This window comes from Bradyrhizobium sp. AZCC 2262, assembly GCF_036924535.1.
Classification (GTDB): Bacteria; Pseudomonadota; Alphaproteobacteria; order Rhizobiales; family Xanthobacteraceae; genus Bradyrhizobium.
On record NZ_JAZHRT010000001.1, the window covers coordinates 1335563 to 1352535 of the forward strand.

The window sequence follows — 16973 nt, forward strand, 5'->3', positions numbered from 1 at the left end:
TTAGGTGTTAGTTGCTTCGATAAGGAAAGGTCCCTTCCGTTTCATCGCCGACTTGAAAGCAGTGCTGAAGCGTTGGCAGGTGTTGACTTGGACCGCCTCCACCCCCATGCCTCGGGCAAGATGAACCCAGTCTAGGGATGGATTGTGCAGATCGAGCATCGAGAATGCCTTGGCACCCTCATCCGCTCCCACCTTCTCCAGTTCCTCGTGGAGCACGGCATAGGCGCGGTTCGCGTAGATCACGGTCGTGACATCGAGCCCCTCTCGCGCTTGGGTCCACAGCGCCTGCAACGTGTACATGGCGCTGCCATCCCCCTGCAGCGAGATGACCTTTCGGTCGGGACAGGCAATGGCGGCGCCGGTGGCGACGGGGATGCCGTCCCCGATCGAATCGCCAGCTACTTGCAGGTAGTCGCAGGGGGCTGCGGTGTCGAGAAGCCCGTAATGTGGAAAGCCAGCGGTCAGGCTCTCGTCACTGATGATCGCGTGATCCGGCATGAACCTTCCGACGATGCGCATGATCGCTTCGTTGGTCAGTGCGTTGTCACCCTCCGGCGCATCAGGGATCCGATAAGGTGCGACAACCGAAAGAGCCTTCGCGCCGATAAACTCTGCGAGTTCTTCGAGTGCGGCAGGCCCGTCCTCGTGCGGTTGAGCCAGCACAAGCGGGATGCAGCCCTGCGGCGTCAATTCGCTCGGAAGTCCGGGATAGGCGAAGAAAGCCACGGGCGCCTGAGTGCCCACCAGGATCAGCGTCTCGATCCCTGTGAGGAATTCAATGGCCGGAGTTGGTCGGTACGGCAACCGCTCGACGGTCACGCGGCCGGCGCCGCGTTCGATCCGCGGTGCAAACGTATCGCAGACAAGCCGCGCACCCGTCGCGGCGGCGACACGTCCGGCCGCCTGCAACCCTCGGCCGCGCAAAGCTTCGCCTCGAAGCAGGAAGGCGACGTTTCCTCGGCGCAGCGCGGCGGCCGACTGCAGGATCGCGTCATGGCTGACCGGCGCCGGCCCGTTCACTGGGAGTGCCGGGTAGGGACGTTCGGCAACATTCCAGGCGGTATCAGCGGGCAAGATCAGACTTGCAATCTGGCCCGGCGCCGAGCGCGCTGCCTGAATGGCCCGCGCTGCGTCCGCGGCGACATCACGTGCGTTCCTCGAAGCATGGACCCAGTGCGAAACGGTCCGCGCAAACGCTTCGACATCGGAGGTCAGCGGTGCATCGAACCGCTGGTGGACCGTCGCGTGATTCCCAATAATGTTCACGACAGGCGTGGCGGCCTTTCGGGCGTTGTGGAGGTTGGCGAGGCCATTGCCGAGACCAGGGCCTAGGTGCAGAAGGGTCGCCGCTGGTTTCCCAGCCATGCGGGCGTATCCGTCGGCAGCGCCCGTAACCACCCCCTCGAACAAGCCGAGGATCGGACGAATGCCCGGCACCCGGTCAAGCGCGCTGACGAAATGCATCTCCGACGTGCCCGGGTTCGCGAAGCAGACGTTCACGCCGTTGTTGACGAGGGTCTGCACCAGGCTTTCTGCGCCGTTCATCGGCTGCTGCGCTGGCATCGCGTCTCTGGAAAGCCACTCAATCTTTTCGAAAGCGTTCATGTGTCACCTCACATGGCCATCAAAGGCCGATGGAAGTGTAATACTCCTGCGTCCTGAGTGATTCTGAGCGGTTTTATAGGTTGTGGCGGCCAATCTTGGTGATTATCACTATAGAAGCTCGATTATATGGTGATCTATGGTTCAGCTTGATGAGTTCGATAGAAAGATCCTGAGTGCCCTGCAGGAGAACGCCCGGATTACCATGCAGGAGCTTGCCGAACGTGTGGGATTATCCGCAACCCCGTGCGCGCGCCGGGTCAAGCGCATGGAAGACGATGGCCTGATCGACCGCTACGTCACCCTCCTCAACCCCGAGCGCTTGGGCGTCGGGCCTCACCGTGTTCGTGAACGTTCGGTTGAACACGCAGTCCGCAAAGACGTTCGAGGCGTTCGAACAGGCGATCCGAAAATTGCCGCAGGTCGTTGGCTGCTACTTGTTGGCCGGCAATTACGACTATCTTGTTCAAGTTCGTGTCGCTGACGTCGAAGCCTTCAGGAGCTTCATTCGCGACCGCCTCGTGACCATCGAAGGTATCGGCGAAACGCAATCAAGTGTTGTTCTCGAGGAAACGAAGCGGACAACGGCCTTGCCGCTCAGTTTGTGAGGGCCACCCGGAGCGGCGTTAGACGTAGCAATAGAACAGGACCCGGTTCAAAAGACGACCGCGCGGGCAGGGCAGCTATTGGCTGCCAAGCGAACATTGACGGCGATCGCAAGGTCGCCCATGGGCCATAAGCCGAGATAGGCCCTGCCAGGCTTACAGGGCTTGCACTCGAAATGCCTTGTGACGTTTATCCGCGATTCGCACGCTGGCTGGTCGCGAGGCCACCCGGGTACCAATTTCTACGAAATCAGCTTCATGGATAAATTCCAAAGCCGTTCGGCGTTCTCCAGATCGAGTGCATATCCAGCATACCCACCCGTGAAGTCGCTGGGCCGTTTTGTGACCTGCTGCGCCTCGTTGCAGTCCTCGAAATAGAGACCGCTGATGCCTTCAAGAAAAGGCGATGCTGCCAGCAACACCGACGTCGAGGCACGTTGCTCCGCTGTCTTACGCCGATCGGGAGGCGTCTTGAGGCCACCCGTATACTTCTGCAGCCCCGTCGCAATTGCTCCCGGGTGGAGCGTATTGGAACGAATGCCGTCATCTGCCCAACGCTGCGTGATTCCGACGGCCAAGAGCGCGTCGGCAGTCTTCTGGCCGTAGGCACCAATTGGCGTGTACGGAACGAAGTCGAAATTCAGATCATCGAAAATCACCGGCGAGAACAGATGGCCGGTGGAGCTCACCGATACGACTCGAGCGCCGTTAGCTGCAGCAAGGGCCGTGTGCAAACCGATGGTGAGCGCGAAGTGTCCGAGGAAGTTGGTGCCGAACTGAAGTTCGAAGCCCTGCGGCGTCTTTTCGAGCTCCGGCACGGCCATGATGCCGGCGTTGTTGACCAGGATGTCGAGTGGGCCCTCCCAGGCATCGGTGAAAGCCTTGACGGACCTGAGATCCGACAGATCAAGGGCCTTGACGTCGATGGCCTGGTTGCCCGCCGACCGGCGTAGCTCGGCCGCGACCGGTTCGGCGACATCCACGCGCCGCACGGCCATCGTCACGGCGGCTCCTGCGCTGGCCAAGGCACGCACGGTCTCAGCACCGACACCCGCCGCGCCGCCAGTGACGATTGCTTTTCGCCCGGTCAGGTCGACGCCGGCGATGACTTCAGCCGCCGTCGATTGGAATCCAAAGTGGGTCGTGAACCGTGTCATTGTTCCGACGAAGATAGCAGTTTACGTGCGCTCCGTCGGTTAAATTTTGTCTTGGGAGTTGCGCGCTGCGACGAGTCTCGCCTGCCTGCTGCGTGATCAGGGTCGATCCGCCGATGCCGTCGCCTGCCTCCGGCTGATTTACGATCGCTTTACGGACGGTTTCGACACCGCCGATCTAATCGCAGCGAAACGGCTTCTGGATCGGACTGGGCGCTGGCGCTCGCCGCTGAGATACATCTCATCAACCCGCGGGTCAGCTTTGTCTTCAGGTGCGAGTGCGGCCCATGTCTCAGTTGGTCATTCGCTACAGGGGCGACCCAGCAGCAAGTCCGGCCATGTCCGCTCTGCCGCCGAAAGCGGAAGTAAATTCAGAGCATTTGCGGCTTTGCGGCGAGCTATCGCAGCTTGATGGTATCGCCGTGGACCAGCACGGGCATGCGTGGCCAACAACTATCACCAAGCCATGGGTCGCTCGCGAGGGGGCAGAATCGACTTTGTTCCGTTCTCCTCAGTGCCTTGCTTCCCCAAACGATGCTGCTCGCAGATCGCGGCTACGACGCCGACTGGATCAGGGAGCTTGCCCGCCAGCAAGGTGCTAGCTCGGCGACGAGCCGCTCCTTGCAACGCGGCGATACAGGACGAACAGAAACGCCAACAGCACGCCGGCCGACACGCCGAGCGACCAGTGGATGCCGATCGCGGCACCGGCGAGGCCCACCGTGATGCCGCTGAAGGCCCGCATGCCAAGGCCTGCCATGTTGAACAGGCCGACGACGCGGCCGCGGATCTCGGTGGGGGCATTTATCTGGACCAGGGCCTGCGCCATCGTGTTGAACGACAGCTCGAAGAAGCCCGCGGCAAACAGCAGCGCGATCGCCAGCGTGTAAATCCCGACGGAAGCAAACGCGAGCAGGGACAGGCTCCATAGAATGGCGAGCACGACGGCCGTCCGGGGATTGGGCTTGAGCCGTCCCCACGCTTCCAAGGCGATGCCCGCAAGCAGCGCGCCGGCGGCGTCAGCGGCCAGCAGCACGCTGTAGGACACGCCGGGATCGCCGTGCCCGAGATCGCCGGCAAAACCCGGCATCTGGGCGTGGTAGGCGTTGCCGATCATGAAGGAGGTCAGCCCGGCAAGCAGCGTCATCGAGGTCAGCACCCGCTGCGTGCCGATGTCGCGGATGGTCTGCACGATGTCGGCAAGGCCGCGGACCGGGATGCGCCGGGGAGCCGCGTCCTTGGCCTTCGTGGGCGCCCAGAACAGCCAGAGCAGCATCGGCAGATAGAACAGCGTGTTGAAAATGATGCCGTGGGATGGGCCGAGCGTCAGCATGATGACGCCGCCCACGGCCGGACCGACCAGGATGCCGAGATAGCGCGCCGTCGCGTTCAGCCGCACCGCGCTCGGCAGATTGGCCGGGCCCACGATGTCGTAGAGCAGCAACTGGTTCGGTGTTTGCCACAGCACGCCGGCGCAGCCATGGATGACGAGCAGCAGCATCGCGTGCCACATCTGAAGCGTGTCGGTGATGAAGAAGATTCCCCATCCGGCTGACGCCACGATGAAGAGCAGCATCCCGCACTGGATGATGCGACGCGGATCGAACCGGTCGGCCAGTCCGCCGACGGCAACCGAAAACAGTAGGAACGGAAGCCAGTGCGACAGCACCGCGAAGCCGGCCAGCGCGGGTGAATGGAATTTCTGGAACACCACCCAATAGCTGATCACATGCTCGATATTGTCGGCCATCATGGCCAGCACATAGGCCGCGAACTGGGCGCGATAGGGCGATGACTTCATGGCTGCAAACGAGCCGGATGCAGCCACGGGATTCGTCGGGGGTTGGGAGTTCAAAGATATCACCTGGGCAGGACTTCAACGGCACGGCCCAGCAATGCTGCTGAGCCGGCACTTTGCTCGCGCCGATACACGCTCGCGGTTCGGCGCTCAAGACACTTGGGCGTGCTTTGGGCGTGCTCAGGCGAAATAGTGGGGTTGATCGAGATCGGCGAGGAGCCCCGGCTGCTCCGGCTTCCATCCCAGCACCGACCTCGTCCGCGCGCTCGAACTCGGGATGTCCATGCCCGCGAACCCGGCGAACCAGCCGAAATGCGCGGCCGCCTCTTCGGAAGTCTTGGAGACGACCGGCACGCCGAGCCTGCGGCCGATCACCTCGGCGATCGCCTTGAACGGGACGCCCTCATCGTCGACTGCGTGATAGGGGCCGCGCTCGACGCCCTGTTCGAGCGCAAGCCGGTAGAGGCGGGCGGCATCGCGCCGGTGCACGCCGGGCCAGCGGTTCTGTCCATCGCCGATATAGGCCGCGACACCCTTCTCGCGCGCCAGCTTGATCAGATGCGGGACGAAACCATGATCGCCGGCACCATGGGTCGACGGCGCAAGACGCACCGCCGACGCGCGCACGCCGCGTGCCGCGACGGCAGCGGCCGCCGTCTCGGAAGCGCGCGGGAAATCGGGGGAAGCGTTGTCCTCCTCGGTCGCGATGCGGCCCGGTGCAATCAACGCAAGCCCCGAGGTCACCAGCATGGGACGCTCGGACCCCTCCAGGACCGCGCCGATCACCTCGATCGCACGCCGGTCGTCCGCGCAATTCTCCGCGAACCTGGAGAAGTCATGGTTGAAGGCTGTGTGGATGACAGCGTCTGCCTTACGTGCGCCTTCGCGCAGGCTTTCAAGGTCTTCGAGCGAACCGCGATGGATTTTGGCGCCGATCGCCGCCAACGTCTCTGCGCCGCGATCCGAGCGGGCGAGACCCAGTACCTCATGCCCCGAAGCGATCAGTTCGCGGACGATGGCGGAGCCGACGAAGCCGGTCGCGCCGGTGATGAATACGCGCATGAAAGAGTCTCAGCTGTTGTTGTTCGGAGACCCAATATCGCGTAGCTTTTATTCCATTAAAGTAGTGACTTTATCATGGTATAATGGCTAACAGGATCAGCATGTCTTCCGGCACCGAGAATCCGCTGGGAGCCTACTTGAGGGATCGCCGCAGCCGGCTTGATCCGGCCGCCTTCGGTTTCCCGGTCGGGCGCAGGCGGACGCCGGGGCTGCGCGCGGGAGGAAGTCGCCCAGCGCTCCAACATCAGCCCGACCTGGTACACATGGCTGGAGCAGGGCCGGGGTGGGGCTCCCTCGCCGGACGTTTTGAACCGGATCGCCGTTGGGCTGATGCTGACCGACAGCGAGCGCGAACATCTTTTCCTGCTCGGGCTTGGGCGTCCACCGGAGGTTCGCTACAGGATCGTCGAGGGGGTAACGCCCCGTTTGCAGCGCCTGCTCGATACGCTTGAGGTCAGTCCTGCTTTGGTCAAGACCGCCACGTGGGAGGTCGTCGCATGGAATCGCGCGGCCGCCGTCGTGCTGACTGACTACGGCGCGCTGCCTCCGGGCCAGCGCAACATCCTTCGTCTCATCTTCTGCGACCCTCGCGTCCGGGCTGCACAGCATGATTGGGAGAGCGTGGCACGCTTCGTGGTCGGCGCGTTCAGGGCGGATGCGGCACGCGCCGGCGCCGTTTCCGAAGTCGGCCAACTCGTGGACGAGCTTTGCAGGCTCAGCCCCGAATTCGAAGCGCTATGGCGTGAGAACAATGTTCACGTGCACGGCGAGGGGGTCAAGCGCCTCCGGCATCCGATCCTGGGTCCGATCGCGTTCGAATATTCTGCGTTTGCCGTCGATGGCCGGCCCGACCTCAACATGATCGTCTACAATCCGGCGACCAGTGCGGATGCCGATCGCGTCAGATCACTCGTCACATCGCAGGCCAGAACGGCCGGCGCCCGCCCGGCTAAGTCTTCAGCAAACCCAGTTCGGCGATGATCGCGTTCGCTTCCTTCACCGCATGGTTGGCCGCTGGCACGCCGCAATAGATCGCCTGCTGCAGCAGGATTTCCTTGATGTCGTCGGGCGTGAAGCCGCCTTCGGCCAGTGCTGCGCGGACATGCAGGCGGAATTCATCCCACTGTCCCAGCGCCACCATGGTGCCGATCACCAGCACGCGGCGGGTGCGATGGTCGAAATGCGGCCGGGTCCAGATATCGCCCCAGGCATAGCGGGTGATCAGGTCCTGGAAATCGGTGCTGAAGGCGTTGCGGTTCTTGATCGACTTGTCGACCCATTCATTGCCGAGCACTTTTCGGCGTTGCGCCATGCCGTCGTCGCGGCGTTGGTTGTCGTCCATTGGTACCTCCAGAGTCGTCATTCCGGGGCGATGCGAAGCATCGAACCCGGAATCTCGAGATTCTCAGATGTGCAATAGCACATCATAGTTCGCCTCTTCGAGGCGCCCCGGAATGACGACGATTGTCTAGCGTTGCGTCAAAAAGCCCACCAGCGCGTCGGTGAACGCGTGCGATTGCTCGACGTTGGAAATATGCGCCGCATCGAGAATGGTCATGCTGGCGCCGGGAATCCGGCTGCGCATGAATTCGGCGTCCGCGACCGTCGTCGACATGTCGTGGCGGCCCGCGATCACCAGCGTCGGGCTCTTGATCCTGGGCAGCAGTTCGCGCTGGTCGAGCGTCGACAGCGCCTCGCAGCAGGCGATGTAGCCCTCGACCGGCGTGGTCAGCATCATCGCCTTCATGTTGGCCGCGATCTGCGGCTCGCGCTCGCGAAAATCCGCCGTCAGCCAGCCCGCCATCACGGCGTCGGCGACGGCTGCGATGCCGCCTTGCTTCACCGCCTTGATGCGGTCGTTCCAGCGCGTCGGGTCCGGGTAGTGGCAGGTGGTGTTGGCCAGCACGATCTTGCCGAACCTGTCAGGCGCGTTGGCGCCCAGCCATTGCCCGACCATGCCGCCCATCGACAGCCCGCACCAATGGGCTTTGGCGATGTTGAGGTCGTCGAGGATCGCCAGCACGTCGCGGCCGAAACGCTCCAGTGAATACGGCCCGGGCGGCACGCTCGATTTGCCATGGCCGCGCCGGTCGTAGCGGATGACGCGGAATACCTGCGTCAGCGCCTTCATCTGCGGCTCCCACATCTGCATGGTCGCGCCCAGCGAATTCGACAGCATCAGCGTCGGTCCGCCGTCGCGGCCCTCGACGGATACGTTGAGCAGGCACCCGTCGGCGTCGATCATCGGCATCTTGAATTCTCCGGTCTCTTACTTGTCGTCCAGCGAAGCGAGCAGGCGGTCTATCAGAGCTTGCGAAGCGCCCTGATAGGCCATCGGCTCGAAAAGTTTTGCAATATTGTCGGCGCCGAGCTGCGCGGTGATCTTGGCATCCGCCGTCAGGACGTCGCGCAGATGCTTCTTGTCCTTGACCGCCTTCTTGCTCGCCGCCTCGATCAGATGATGCGCGTCGCTCTTGCCGATCTTATCGGCGAGCGCAAAGGTGACGGCTTCCGCCATGATCAGCCCATGCGTCGCATCGAGATTGCTGCGCATGCGCGCCGCATCGATCTCCAGCCCCTCGGCGATATCGACGATCGCCGCCAGCCCGCCCGAAGTGACGAGTAGTAGCGTCGGTAGCGTCGGCCATTCCGCGTGCCAGGGGCCGGCGCTGCGCTCGTGATCCTGCACTTGCGCGGCAAGGATCGTCGCCGCAAGATTGGGGGCCATGGTGGCTGCCGCCAGCGCACTGGCCGCCGCGACGGGATTGCGCTTGTGCGGCATGGTGGAGGAGCCGCCGCGGCCTTCGCCGGAGGGCTCGAACGCTTCGCCGACATCGGTCTGCATCATCAGCGAAACATCGCGCGCGATCTTGCCGCAGGTGCCGGCAACGATCGCAAGCACCGAGGCGGCTTCCGCGAAGCGGTCGCGGTGGGTGTGCCAGGGCGCGTCGGGCAGCGGCAGCTTGAGCTCCGCCGCCAGTCCTTCCGCGACCTTTAGTCCGTTGTCGCCCAGCGCCGCGAGCGTGCCGGCCGCGCCGCCGAATTGCAGCGCCAGCGTCTCGCTGCGCAGGCGCTGCAGCCGCAGTTTTGAGCGGTGCAGCGCCGCGGCATATTCGGCGAGCTTCAGTCCGAACGGCATCGGCAGCGCATGCTGCAGCCAGGTGCGGGCGACGACAGGGGTATTGCGGTGTTGACGCGCCAGTCCGGCAAAGCCGGCAATGGCGCGATTAATATCGCCAAGCAGCGCATCGATGCCGGCGCGCAGCCCGAGCATGGCGCCGCTATCGATCACGTCCTGGCTGGTCGCGCCCCAATGGACATAGCGCGCCGCCTCGGCATCCGCCTTGGCGACATTGGACGTCAGCGCCTTGACCAGCGGGATGGCGAGGTTGCCGGACCTGGTCGCGGCCTCAGCCAGCGCGGCGAGGTCGAATGATTCGGCCCTGCACGCATTCGTGATCGGTCCCGCAGCGCTTGCCGGAATGACCCCCAGCGCGGCTTCGGCGCGCGCCAGCGCCGCCTCGAAATCCAGCATGTTTTGCAAGGCCGCAGCGTCGTCGCAGATCGCGCGCATCGCGGCGCTCGACAGCATCGGGGCAAGCAATGGGGAGAGTGAGGTGCTCATCTGCGCGCGACCTAACCATCCCGGCCTGTCAATGCCAATGCCCTTGTCGGATCGCTGTTGTTGCACTTGCGAATAGGCATCGCTGATCGCCCTTCCTTTTGCCCCGGGCGTGCTTTACTTGGGGGATATCAGGTTGAAGCGATCGAGGAGGCACCCCCATGGCCATGACAATGAACGGCGAAGTCCAGCTTGCGGCGTCGCGCGAGGCGGTGTGGGCCAAGCTGAACGATCCGGAAGTGCTGAAGGCCTGTATCCCCGGCTGCGAGGAACTGGAAAAGACCGAGGACAATGGCTTCCGCGCCACCGCCAAAATGAAGGTCGGGCCGGTCTCCGCCCGCTTCAAGGGCAAGGTCAATTTGAGCGATCTCGATCCACCCAATGGCTACAAGATCTCGGGCGAAGGCGAGGGCGGCGTCGCCGGCTTTGCCAAGGGTGGCGCCACCGTGGCGCTCGCCGAAAAGGATGGCGGTACCCTGCTGAGCTATAATGTCGAGGCGCAGATCGGCGGCAAGCTCGCCCAGCTCGGCCAGCGCCTGATCAACGGCGCGGCCAAGAAACTGGCCGACGAGTTCTTCGCCAATTTCGCCAAGGCCGTGCAAGGGTGACTCAAGGCTGATTCTGCGCGGGCCCATCCCGGTCGAACAGGCCGTCAAGTCACTCAGGCCATGCCCCAGGCGAGGGGCTCCTGAGGTTGCTCATTACCGGGATGGCCCATATTATAGGCTTTGGAATGACTTTAAACGCCTGCGCGGCCGATATGCGGCGGTGCAGCCAAGAGAGTGCTGATGGCCAAGATTTCCCTGATCGTGAACGGTAACCCCGTAAACGCCAATATCGACCCCCGTACCCTCCTGGTCCAGTTTCTGCGGGAAAATCTGCGGCTGACGGGCACCCATGTCGGCTGCGATACCTCGCAATGCGGCGCCTGCGTCGTGCATCTCGACGGCAAGGCGGTGAAGTCCTGCACCACGCTCGCGGTCATGGCCGACGGCCATGAGGTCAAGACCATCGAGGGCCTGGCCGCCGACGGCGCGCCGCTGCATCCGATGCAGGAAGCCTTCCGGGAACATCACGGCCTGCAGTGCGGCTTCTGCACCCCCGGCATGATCATGACCGCGGTCGATCTGGTCCATCGCAAGGGCCATGACCTCTCCGACCACGTCATTCGCGAAGAGCTTGAAGGCAATCTGTGCCGCTGCACCGGCTATCAGAACATCGTTGCCTCGATCGCCGCGGGCGCCAAGGCGATGGGCAAGTCCGATCTCGCTTAATTGATTTCATCGCGTCCGCGATCAGGAAGTTCTCAATGTACGAATTCAAATATCATCGTCCGGCGACTGTGCGGCAGGCCGCCAATCTGCTGGTGAAGAACGAAGACGCCAAGGTGATCGCCGGCGGCCACACGCTGGTGCCGGTCATGAAGCAGCGCCTTGCCAGCCCGCCGCATCTGGTCGACCTTTCCCATATCGAGGGGCTCGATGCCATCGAGATGAAGGGCCGTTCGCTGGTGATCGGCGCGACCGCCAGGCATGCCGACGTCGCGACATCCGCCATCGTCGGCGAAGCCATTCCGGCGCTCGCCGAACTCGCCGGCGGAATCGGCGATCCCGCGGTGCGCCACAAGGGCACCATCGGCGGCTCGCTCGCCAACAACGATCCGACCGCGGATTATCCCGCCGCCGTGCTTGCGCTCGGCGCCACCATCGTCACCAACAAGCGCCGCCTCAAGGCGGAAGAGTTTTTCCAGGGCCTGTTCACGACCGCGCTCGAAAGCGATGAGATCATCACCAAGGTGATGTTCCCGCTGCCGAAGAAGGCGGCCTACATCAAGTTCCGCAACCAGGCTTCGCGCTACGCGCTGGTTGGCGTGTTCGCCGCCAAGCGTCCATCGGACGTCCGCATCGCCGTCACCGGCGCCGGCTCGGACGGCGTGTTCCGCGCCACCGCCTTCGAAGAGGCGCTGAAGAAGCGTTTTTCGCACAAGGTGCTCGACGGCATCTCGGTGTCCGCCGACGGGCTGAACAGCGATCTGCACGGCAGCGCCGAATATCGCGCGCATCTGATCGGCGTGCTGACGCGCCGCGCCGTCGAAGCCGCGACGGCGAAGTAAGTTTGCCGGCCTTGGAGCGTTTTCAAGCGAAGTGGATACCGGTTCGCGTGAAGAAAACGCGTCAAAAAAAGAATCTGGAGCCCGGTTCTGGTTCAATCAGAACCGAAAAGGATCCAGGCGTATCAAGATTGGCTTTCCCATGACTGCATCGGCGCTGCCCAAATCCGTCGATGGCATGCTCGAGTTGTTGACCTCGCGCGGCTATCTGGCCGAGCGGTCGCTGGCGACGGTGGCCTATCTGTCGCTGCGCATGGGCCGGCCGCTGTTTCTCGAAGGCGAAGCTGGCGTCGGCAAGACCGAAATCGCAAAAGTGCTGTCGGCGGCGCTCGGGCGCAAGCTGATCCGCCTGCAATGCTACGAGGGATTGGACGTCGCCTCTGCCGTCTATGAGTGGAGCAGCGCCGCGCAGATGATTGCGATACGCTTGGCGGAAGCCGCCGGCGATACCGACCGCGAGCAATTATCGTCAGATATTTTCGCCGAGCGCTTCCTGATCAAGCGCCCGCTGCTGCAGGCGCTGGAGCCTGACGTCGCCGGCGCGCCGGTGCTCTTGATCGACGAACTCGACCGCGCCGACGAGGCGTTCGAGGCATATCTTCTGGAAATCCTCTCAGACTTCCAGGTCACGATCCCCGAGTTCGGCACCATCAAGGCGCCGCAGCCGCCGATCGTCATCATCACCTCGAACCGCACCCGCGAGATCCACGACGCGCTGAAGCGCCGCTGCCTCTATCACTGGGTCGATTATCCCGAAGCCGAGCGTGAGCTTGCAATCGTCAAGTCGCGCGTACCGGGCATTTCCGCAAAACTGTCGCAGCAGGTCGTCCGCTTCGTGCAGGCGCTGCGCGACCAGGATTTCTACAAGTCGCCGGGCGTCGCCGAGACCATCGACTGGGCCACCGCGCTGACCGAACTCGACGCCCGCTCGCTGACGCCGCAAATGGTGGGCGATACACTGGGCGCGCTGTTGAAATACCAGGACGACATCGCGCGCATGCAGGGCGACACGCTGCAGAAGGTTTTGAAGGAAGCGACGAGCGACAATTAAGCCGCGCGTCGTTGTAGGGTTCGTCATTCCGGGGCGACGCGTCAGCGTCGAACCCGGAATCTCGAGATTCCGGGTTCGCGCTCTGCGCGCCCCGGAATGACGCGAGTGGAAACATGACCACCATCGATCATCTCAATCCGCCGACCGGCCACATGGCCGACAATGTCGTCGGCTTTGCACGTGCACTGCGCGCCGCCGGGATTCCCGTTGGCCCCGGCGCGGTGATCGACGCACTCAACGCGCTGCAGGCGATCGAGATCGGCAATCGCGCCGATGTCTACGCCACGCTGGAAGCGATCTTCGTCAAGCGCCACGAGCATATGCTGATCTTTGCGCAGGCCTTCGACCTGTTCTTCCGCGCCGCCGAAGACTGGAAACACATGCTGGATTCGGTGCCGCTGCCGGATCACGCCAAGAAGAAGCCGCCGCCGGCCTCGCGTCGCGTGCAGGAGGCCTTAGCGCAGCCCTCGGCGCGCGACGAGGCACCGCAGGTTCAGGAGCAGGAACTGCGGCTGTCGGTGTCCGACAAGGAGATCCTTCAAAAGAAGGATTTTGCGCAGATGAGCGCGGCCGAGATCGCCGAGGTTACGCGAGCGATCGCCAACATGAAGCTGCCGCAGGCCGAACTGCGCACCCGCCGCTACCAGCCCGACGCAAAAGGCCTGCGGCTCGACATGCGCCGCACCTTGCGCAGCAGTCTGCGCACCGGCGGCGAGATCATCGACATCCGAAAGCTCGGCCGGATCGAAAAACCGGCGCCGATCGTGGCGCTCCTGGATATCTCGGGGTCGATGAGCGAATATACCCGCCTGTTCCTGCATTTCCTCCATGCCATCACCGACGCCCGCAAGCGCGTGTCCGTGTTCCTGTTCGGCACGCGGCTCACCAACGTCACGCGGGCGCTGCGGGCGCGCGACCCCGACGAGGCGCTGGCGAGCTGTTCGTCCTCGGTGGAGGACTGGGCCGGCGGCACCAGGATCGCGACCTCGCTGCACTCTTTCAACAAATTATGGGGCCGCCGGGTGCTGGGCCAGGGCGCCATCGTGCTTTTGATCTCCGACGGGCTGGAGCGCGAGGCCGACGCCAGGCTGGCGTTCGAGATGGACCGGCTGCATAGGTCTTGCCGCCGCCTGATCTGGCTCAATCCGCTGTTGCGCTACAGCGCCTTCGAGGCCAAGGCGCAGGGCATCAAAATGATGCTGCCGCACGTTGACGAATTCCGCCCGGTGCATAACTTGACCTCGATGGAAGGGCTGATCGCGGCGCTTTCGGCACCGCCCCCGCCGCACCATCGCAGCCTGATCCGATCGGCAGCCTGAAGGAGGTTCTCCCATGCTCAACCGCGACGAAGACATTCTGCAGGCCGCAGAGAACTGGCAGAAGGCCGGCCACGGCGTGGCGCTGGCGACCGTGGTCGAGACCTGGGGCTCGGCCCCGCGGCCGGCCGGCTCCAGCCTCGTCATCAACGATGACGGTACGTTCCTGGGCTCCGTCTCCGGCGGCTGCGTCGAGGGCGCCGTCGTCACCGAGGCGCTGGACGTGATCGCCAGCGGCAAGCCAAAAATGCTCGAATTCGGCGTCGCCGACGAGACCGCCTGGAACGTCGGCCTGTCCTGCGGCGGCACCATCCGCGTCTTCGTCGAAAAGGTAGGCCAATCGTGAAGCTCGAAACCCTGACGCAGGTCAACGTCGAGCGCGCCGCGCGCCGCCCGGTCATCGTGATCACCGATACCGCCAATGGCGAGCAGCGGCTGGTGAAGGCGAAGGATATCGCTACCGATCCATTGAGCGCTGAACTTTCCAGGCAGCTCCGCATGGGCAAGAGCGGCATGGTCGAGAGCGGCGGCAAAAAGCTGTTCCTCAATGTCTACGCGCCGACCGCACGGCTCGTCATCGTCGGCGCGGTCCATATCAGCCAGGCCCTGGCGCCGCTGGCGCGCTCGCTCGACTATGACGTGACGGTGGTCGATCCGCGCACCGCCTTTGCGAGCCCCGAGCGCTTTCCCGACGTGCCGCTGATCGCCGAATGGCCCGATGTGGCGCTGCCGCCACTCAATATCGACCACTACACCGCGTTCGTCGCGGTGACCCATGATCCCAAGATCGACGATCCAGCGCTGCTGCACGCCTTCGAACGCGACTGTTTCTATATCGGCGCGCTCGGCTCGCGAAAAACCCACGCCAAGCGCGCCGAGCGGCTGAAGGCGCAGGGCGCTGATGATGCCGACATCGCGCGCATTCATGCGCCGATCGGGCTTTCCATCGGCGCGGTGTCGCCATCGGAGATCGCGGTCTCGATCATGGCCGAGATTACTGCCGAGCTGCGGTTGCCGAAAGAAACCGCGAAGGTACAGGCGGCATGAAGTTCGGTCCCGCCAGTCCGGCCGACGCGATTGGCGGCGTCACCGTCCACACGCTGCGGCAGGGGGCGCTGGTGCTCAAGAAGGGCACCACGGTCGGCCCGGCCGAAGTTGAGGCGCTCAAAAAGGCGGGTGTGAAAGAAATCGTCGTGGTGCGGCTGGAGAAGGGCGACGTCTCCGAAGACGAAGCCGCCGCCAGCATCGCGCAGGCGGTCGCCGGCGAGGGCGTCAATGTCGAGCGCGCGTTTACCGGCCGCTCCAACCTGTTCGCTGCGAAAGCCGGCGTGCTGGTGGTCGATCGCGCGGCGGTCGACCGCATCAACGGTGTCGATGAAGCCATCACTTTCGCGACGCTCTCGGCGTTCAAGCCGGTGGTCGAAGGCGAGATGATCGCGACCGTGAAACTCATTCCGTTCGGTGTCGAAGCCAGGCTGCGTGATGCGGCCGTTGATGTCGCGGGCAAGGACACGCTGCGCATTGCGCCTTATGTGATCAAGAAGGTCGGTGTGGTCTCGACGCTATTGCCCGGGCTTTCACCAAAGGTGATCGACAAGACCCTGCGGGTGACCGCGGAACGGCTGGCGCCGGCCGGTGCCAGCATCATTGCCGAACGCCGCGTGCCGCATGACGAGGCTGATCTCGCCGCGTCGGTCAAGGAATTGCTCGGCCTCGGCGCCGAACTCGTGATCGTGTTCGGCGCATCCGCGATCGCCGACCGCCGCGACGTGATCCCGGCCGCGATCACGGAGATCGGCGGCCGAATCGAGCATTTCGGCATGCCGGTCGATCCCGGCAATCTGCTGCTGATCGGCAGCGCCGGCGGCGTACCGGTCTTGGGCGCGCCCGGCTGCGCGCGCTCGCCGGTGGAGAATGGTTTTGACTGGGTGCTGATGCGCCTTCTCGCCGGGCTGAAGGTCACGCGCGCCGAACTCACCGGCATGGGCGTCGGCGGCCTCTTGATGGAAATCGTCACCCGGCCCCAGCCCCGCACCGTGGCCGACATCGAAGCCAATCGAAACGTCACGGCCATCGTGCTGGCCGCCGGGCGCTCGACGCGGATGGGCGGCCCCAACAAGCTGCTCGCCGAAATTGACGGCAAGAAGCTGGTGCGGATCGCCGCCGAACAGGCGCTGGCGTCGAAAGCGACCGAGGTGATCGTCGTCACTGGCCATCAGGCCGATCTCGTCGAGCAGGCGCTGGCGGGCCTCAACGTAAAATTCGCCCGCAACCCGGATTTCGCCGGTGGGCTGGCGTCCTCCGTCAAGGCTGGCATCGCGGCGGTGCCCGACAATGCCGATGGCGCCATCGTCTGCCTCGGCGACATGCCGCTGATCTCTGCCAAACTGATCGACCAGTTGATCGAGACTTTTGCGCCGGACCGCGGCCATCTGATCGCCGTGCCCGTCAGCGACGGCCGCCGCGGCAATCCCGTTCTGTGGTCACGCCGCTTCTTCAAGGAATTGATGACGCTCGACGGCGATATCGGCGCCCGCCATCTGATCGCCAAGCACGCCGAAGCGGTCGCCGAAGTCCCGGTCGATGGCCAGAGCGCATTCCTCGATATCGACACGCCGCAGGCGCTTGAAGCTGCAAGGCAAGGCTAGAGGAA

General features: G+C 63.9%; 16 protein-coding genes and 3 pseudogenes. 12 read left to right on the forward strand and 7 right to left on the reverse strand.

What is annotated here, in order from left to right:
• Nucleotides 1–1605, reverse strand: a complete 1605-nt coding sequence (locus tag V1283_RS06150) for an acetolactate synthase large subunit (RefSeq protein ID WP_334385549.1) — start codon at nt 1603–1605, stop codon at nt 1–3.
• Between the two features lie 136 nt (nt 1606–1741).
• Between V1283_RS06150 and V1283_RS44575 the strand changes: the two are divergent.
• A pseudogene (locus V1283_RS44575) lies at nt 1742–1915 on the forward strand (Lrp/AsnC family transcriptional regulator); the annotation flags it as partial.
• 46 nt (nt 1916–1961) lie between these two features.
• Nucleotides 1962–2210, forward strand: a complete 249-nt coding sequence (locus tag V1283_RS06155) for an Lrp/AsnC ligand binding domain-containing protein (RefSeq protein WP_334385550.1) — start codon at nt 1962–1964, stop codon at nt 2208–2210.
• Between the two features lie 239 nt (nt 2211–2449).
• Here the strand turns inward: V1283_RS06155 and V1283_RS06160 are convergent, their stop codons facing one another.
• Nucleotides 2450–3364 carry an SDR family NAD(P)-dependent oxidoreductase gene (locus V1283_RS06160; protein ID WP_334385551.1) on the reverse strand — a complete coding sequence of 305 codons (915 nt, stop codon included), beginning with the start codon at nt 3362–3364 and terminating at the stop codon, nt 2450–2452.
• Nucleotides 3365–3797: 433 nt separating this feature from the next.
• Here V1283_RS06160 and V1283_RS06165 point away from each other — a divergent pair.
• Nucleotides 3798–3961 (forward strand): annotated as a pseudogene (locus V1283_RS06165) (IS5/IS1182 family transposase); the annotation flags it as partial.
• On the opposite strand, the gene V1283_RS06170 reads toward V1283_RS06165, so the two are convergent.
• Together V1283_RS06170 and V1283_RS06175 are read right to left on the reverse strand one after the other, a co-directional pair.
• On the reverse strand, nt 3960–5189 hold the full coding sequence (locus V1283_RS06170) for an MFS transporter (RefSeq protein WP_334385552.1): 1230 nt from the start codon (nt 5187–5189) through the stop codon (nt 3960–3962). The pseudogene V1283_RS06165 and the gene V1283_RS06170 sit on opposite strands and share 2 nt — an antisense overlap.
• 150 nt (nt 5190–5339) lie before the next feature.
• The gene (locus V1283_RS06175) at nt 5340–6221 is read right to left on the reverse strand and encodes an SDR family oxidoreductase (RefSeq protein ID WP_334385553.1); all 882 of its coding nucleotides are present in this window, start codon (nt 6219–6221) and stop codon (nt 5340–5342) included.
• A 101-nt stretch (nt 6222–6322) separates the two neighbouring features.
• Between V1283_RS06175 and V1283_RS06180 the strand changes: the two are divergent.
• Nucleotides 6323–7202, forward strand: a pseudogene (locus tag V1283_RS06180) (helix-turn-helix transcriptional regulator).
• On the opposite strand, the gene V1283_RS06185 reads toward V1283_RS06180, so the two are convergent.
• The 3 genes from V1283_RS06185 to V1283_RS06195 all read right to left on the reverse strand — a co-directional run bounded on the left by V1283_RS06185 (nt 7171) and on the right by V1283_RS06195 (nt 9846).
• Nucleotides 7171–7563 (reverse strand): carboxymuconolactone decarboxylase family protein, encoded by a 393-nt coding sequence (locus V1283_RS06185; RefSeq protein ID WP_334385555.1) that lies wholly within the window; start codon nt 7561–7563, stop codon nt 7171–7173. The pseudogene V1283_RS06180 and the gene V1283_RS06185 sit on opposite strands and share 32 nt — an antisense overlap.
• A 126-nt stretch (nt 7564–7689) precedes the next feature.
• The gene (gene pcaD, locus V1283_RS06190) at nt 7690–8472 is read right to left on the reverse strand and encodes a 3-oxoadipate enol-lactonase (protein ID WP_334385556.1); all 783 of its coding nucleotides are present in this window, start codon (nt 8470–8472) and stop codon (nt 7690–7692) included.
• An 18-nt stretch (nt 8473–8490) separates the two neighbouring features.
• Entirely contained in the window at nt 8491–9846 is a 1356-nt protein-coding gene (locus tag V1283_RS06195) for a 3-carboxy-cis,cis-muconate cycloisomerase (protein ID WP_334385557.1), read from the reverse strand.
• A 158-nt stretch (nt 9847–10004) separates the two neighbouring features.
• Here V1283_RS06195 and V1283_RS06200 point away from each other — a divergent pair, with 158 nt between their 5' ends.
• From V1283_RS06200 to V1283_RS06235, 8 genes are all read left to right on the forward strand, one after another.
• Nucleotides 10005–10451, forward strand: coding sequence for a CoxG family protein (locus tag V1283_RS06200; RefSeq protein ID WP_247520761.1), 447 nt, complete (start codon nt 10005–10007; stop codon nt 10449–10451).
• Between the two features lie 180 nt (nt 10452–10631).
• Nucleotides 10632–11117, forward strand: coding sequence for a (2Fe-2S)-binding protein (locus V1283_RS06205; RefSeq protein ID WP_334385558.1), 486 nt, complete (start codon nt 10632–10634; stop codon nt 11115–11117).
• A gap of 35 nt (nt 11118–11152) precedes the next feature.
• Complete coding sequence (locus V1283_RS06210) at nt 11153–11956, forward strand: FAD binding domain-containing protein (RefSeq protein WP_334385559.1); 804 nt, start codon at nt 11153–11155, stop codon at nt 11954–11956.
• Between the two features lie 139 nt (nt 11957–12095).
• Complete coding sequence (locus V1283_RS06215) at nt 12096–13004, forward strand: AAA family ATPase (protein ID WP_334385560.1); 909 nt, start codon at nt 12096–12098, stop codon at nt 13002–13004.
• Nucleotides 13005–13117: 113 nt separating this feature from the next.
• Nucleotides 13118–14323: a vWA domain-containing protein gene (locus V1283_RS06220; protein ID WP_334385561.1), complete on the forward strand. Its 1206-nt coding sequence runs from the start codon at nt 13118–13120 to the stop codon at nt 14321–14323.
• Nucleotides 14324–14336: 13 nt separating this feature from the next.
• On the forward strand, nt 14337–14666 hold the full coding sequence (locus tag V1283_RS06225; RefSeq protein WP_025589337.1) for an XdhC family protein: 330 nt from the start codon (nt 14337–14339) through the stop codon (nt 14664–14666).
• On the forward strand, nt 14663–15367 hold the full coding sequence (locus V1283_RS06230) for an XdhC family protein (protein ID WP_334385562.1): 705 nt from the start codon (nt 14663–14665) through the stop codon (nt 15365–15367). The genes V1283_RS06225 and V1283_RS06230 overlap by 4 nt, the downstream gene beginning before the upstream one ends.
• Complete coding sequence (locus tag V1283_RS06235; protein WP_334385564.1) at nt 15364–16968, forward strand: molybdopterin-binding/glycosyltransferase family 2 protein; 1605 nt, start codon at nt 15364–15366, stop codon at nt 16966–16968. The genes V1283_RS06230 and V1283_RS06235 overlap by 4 nt, the downstream gene beginning before the upstream one ends.
• Nucleotides 16969–16973 lie beyond the last annotated feature (5 nt).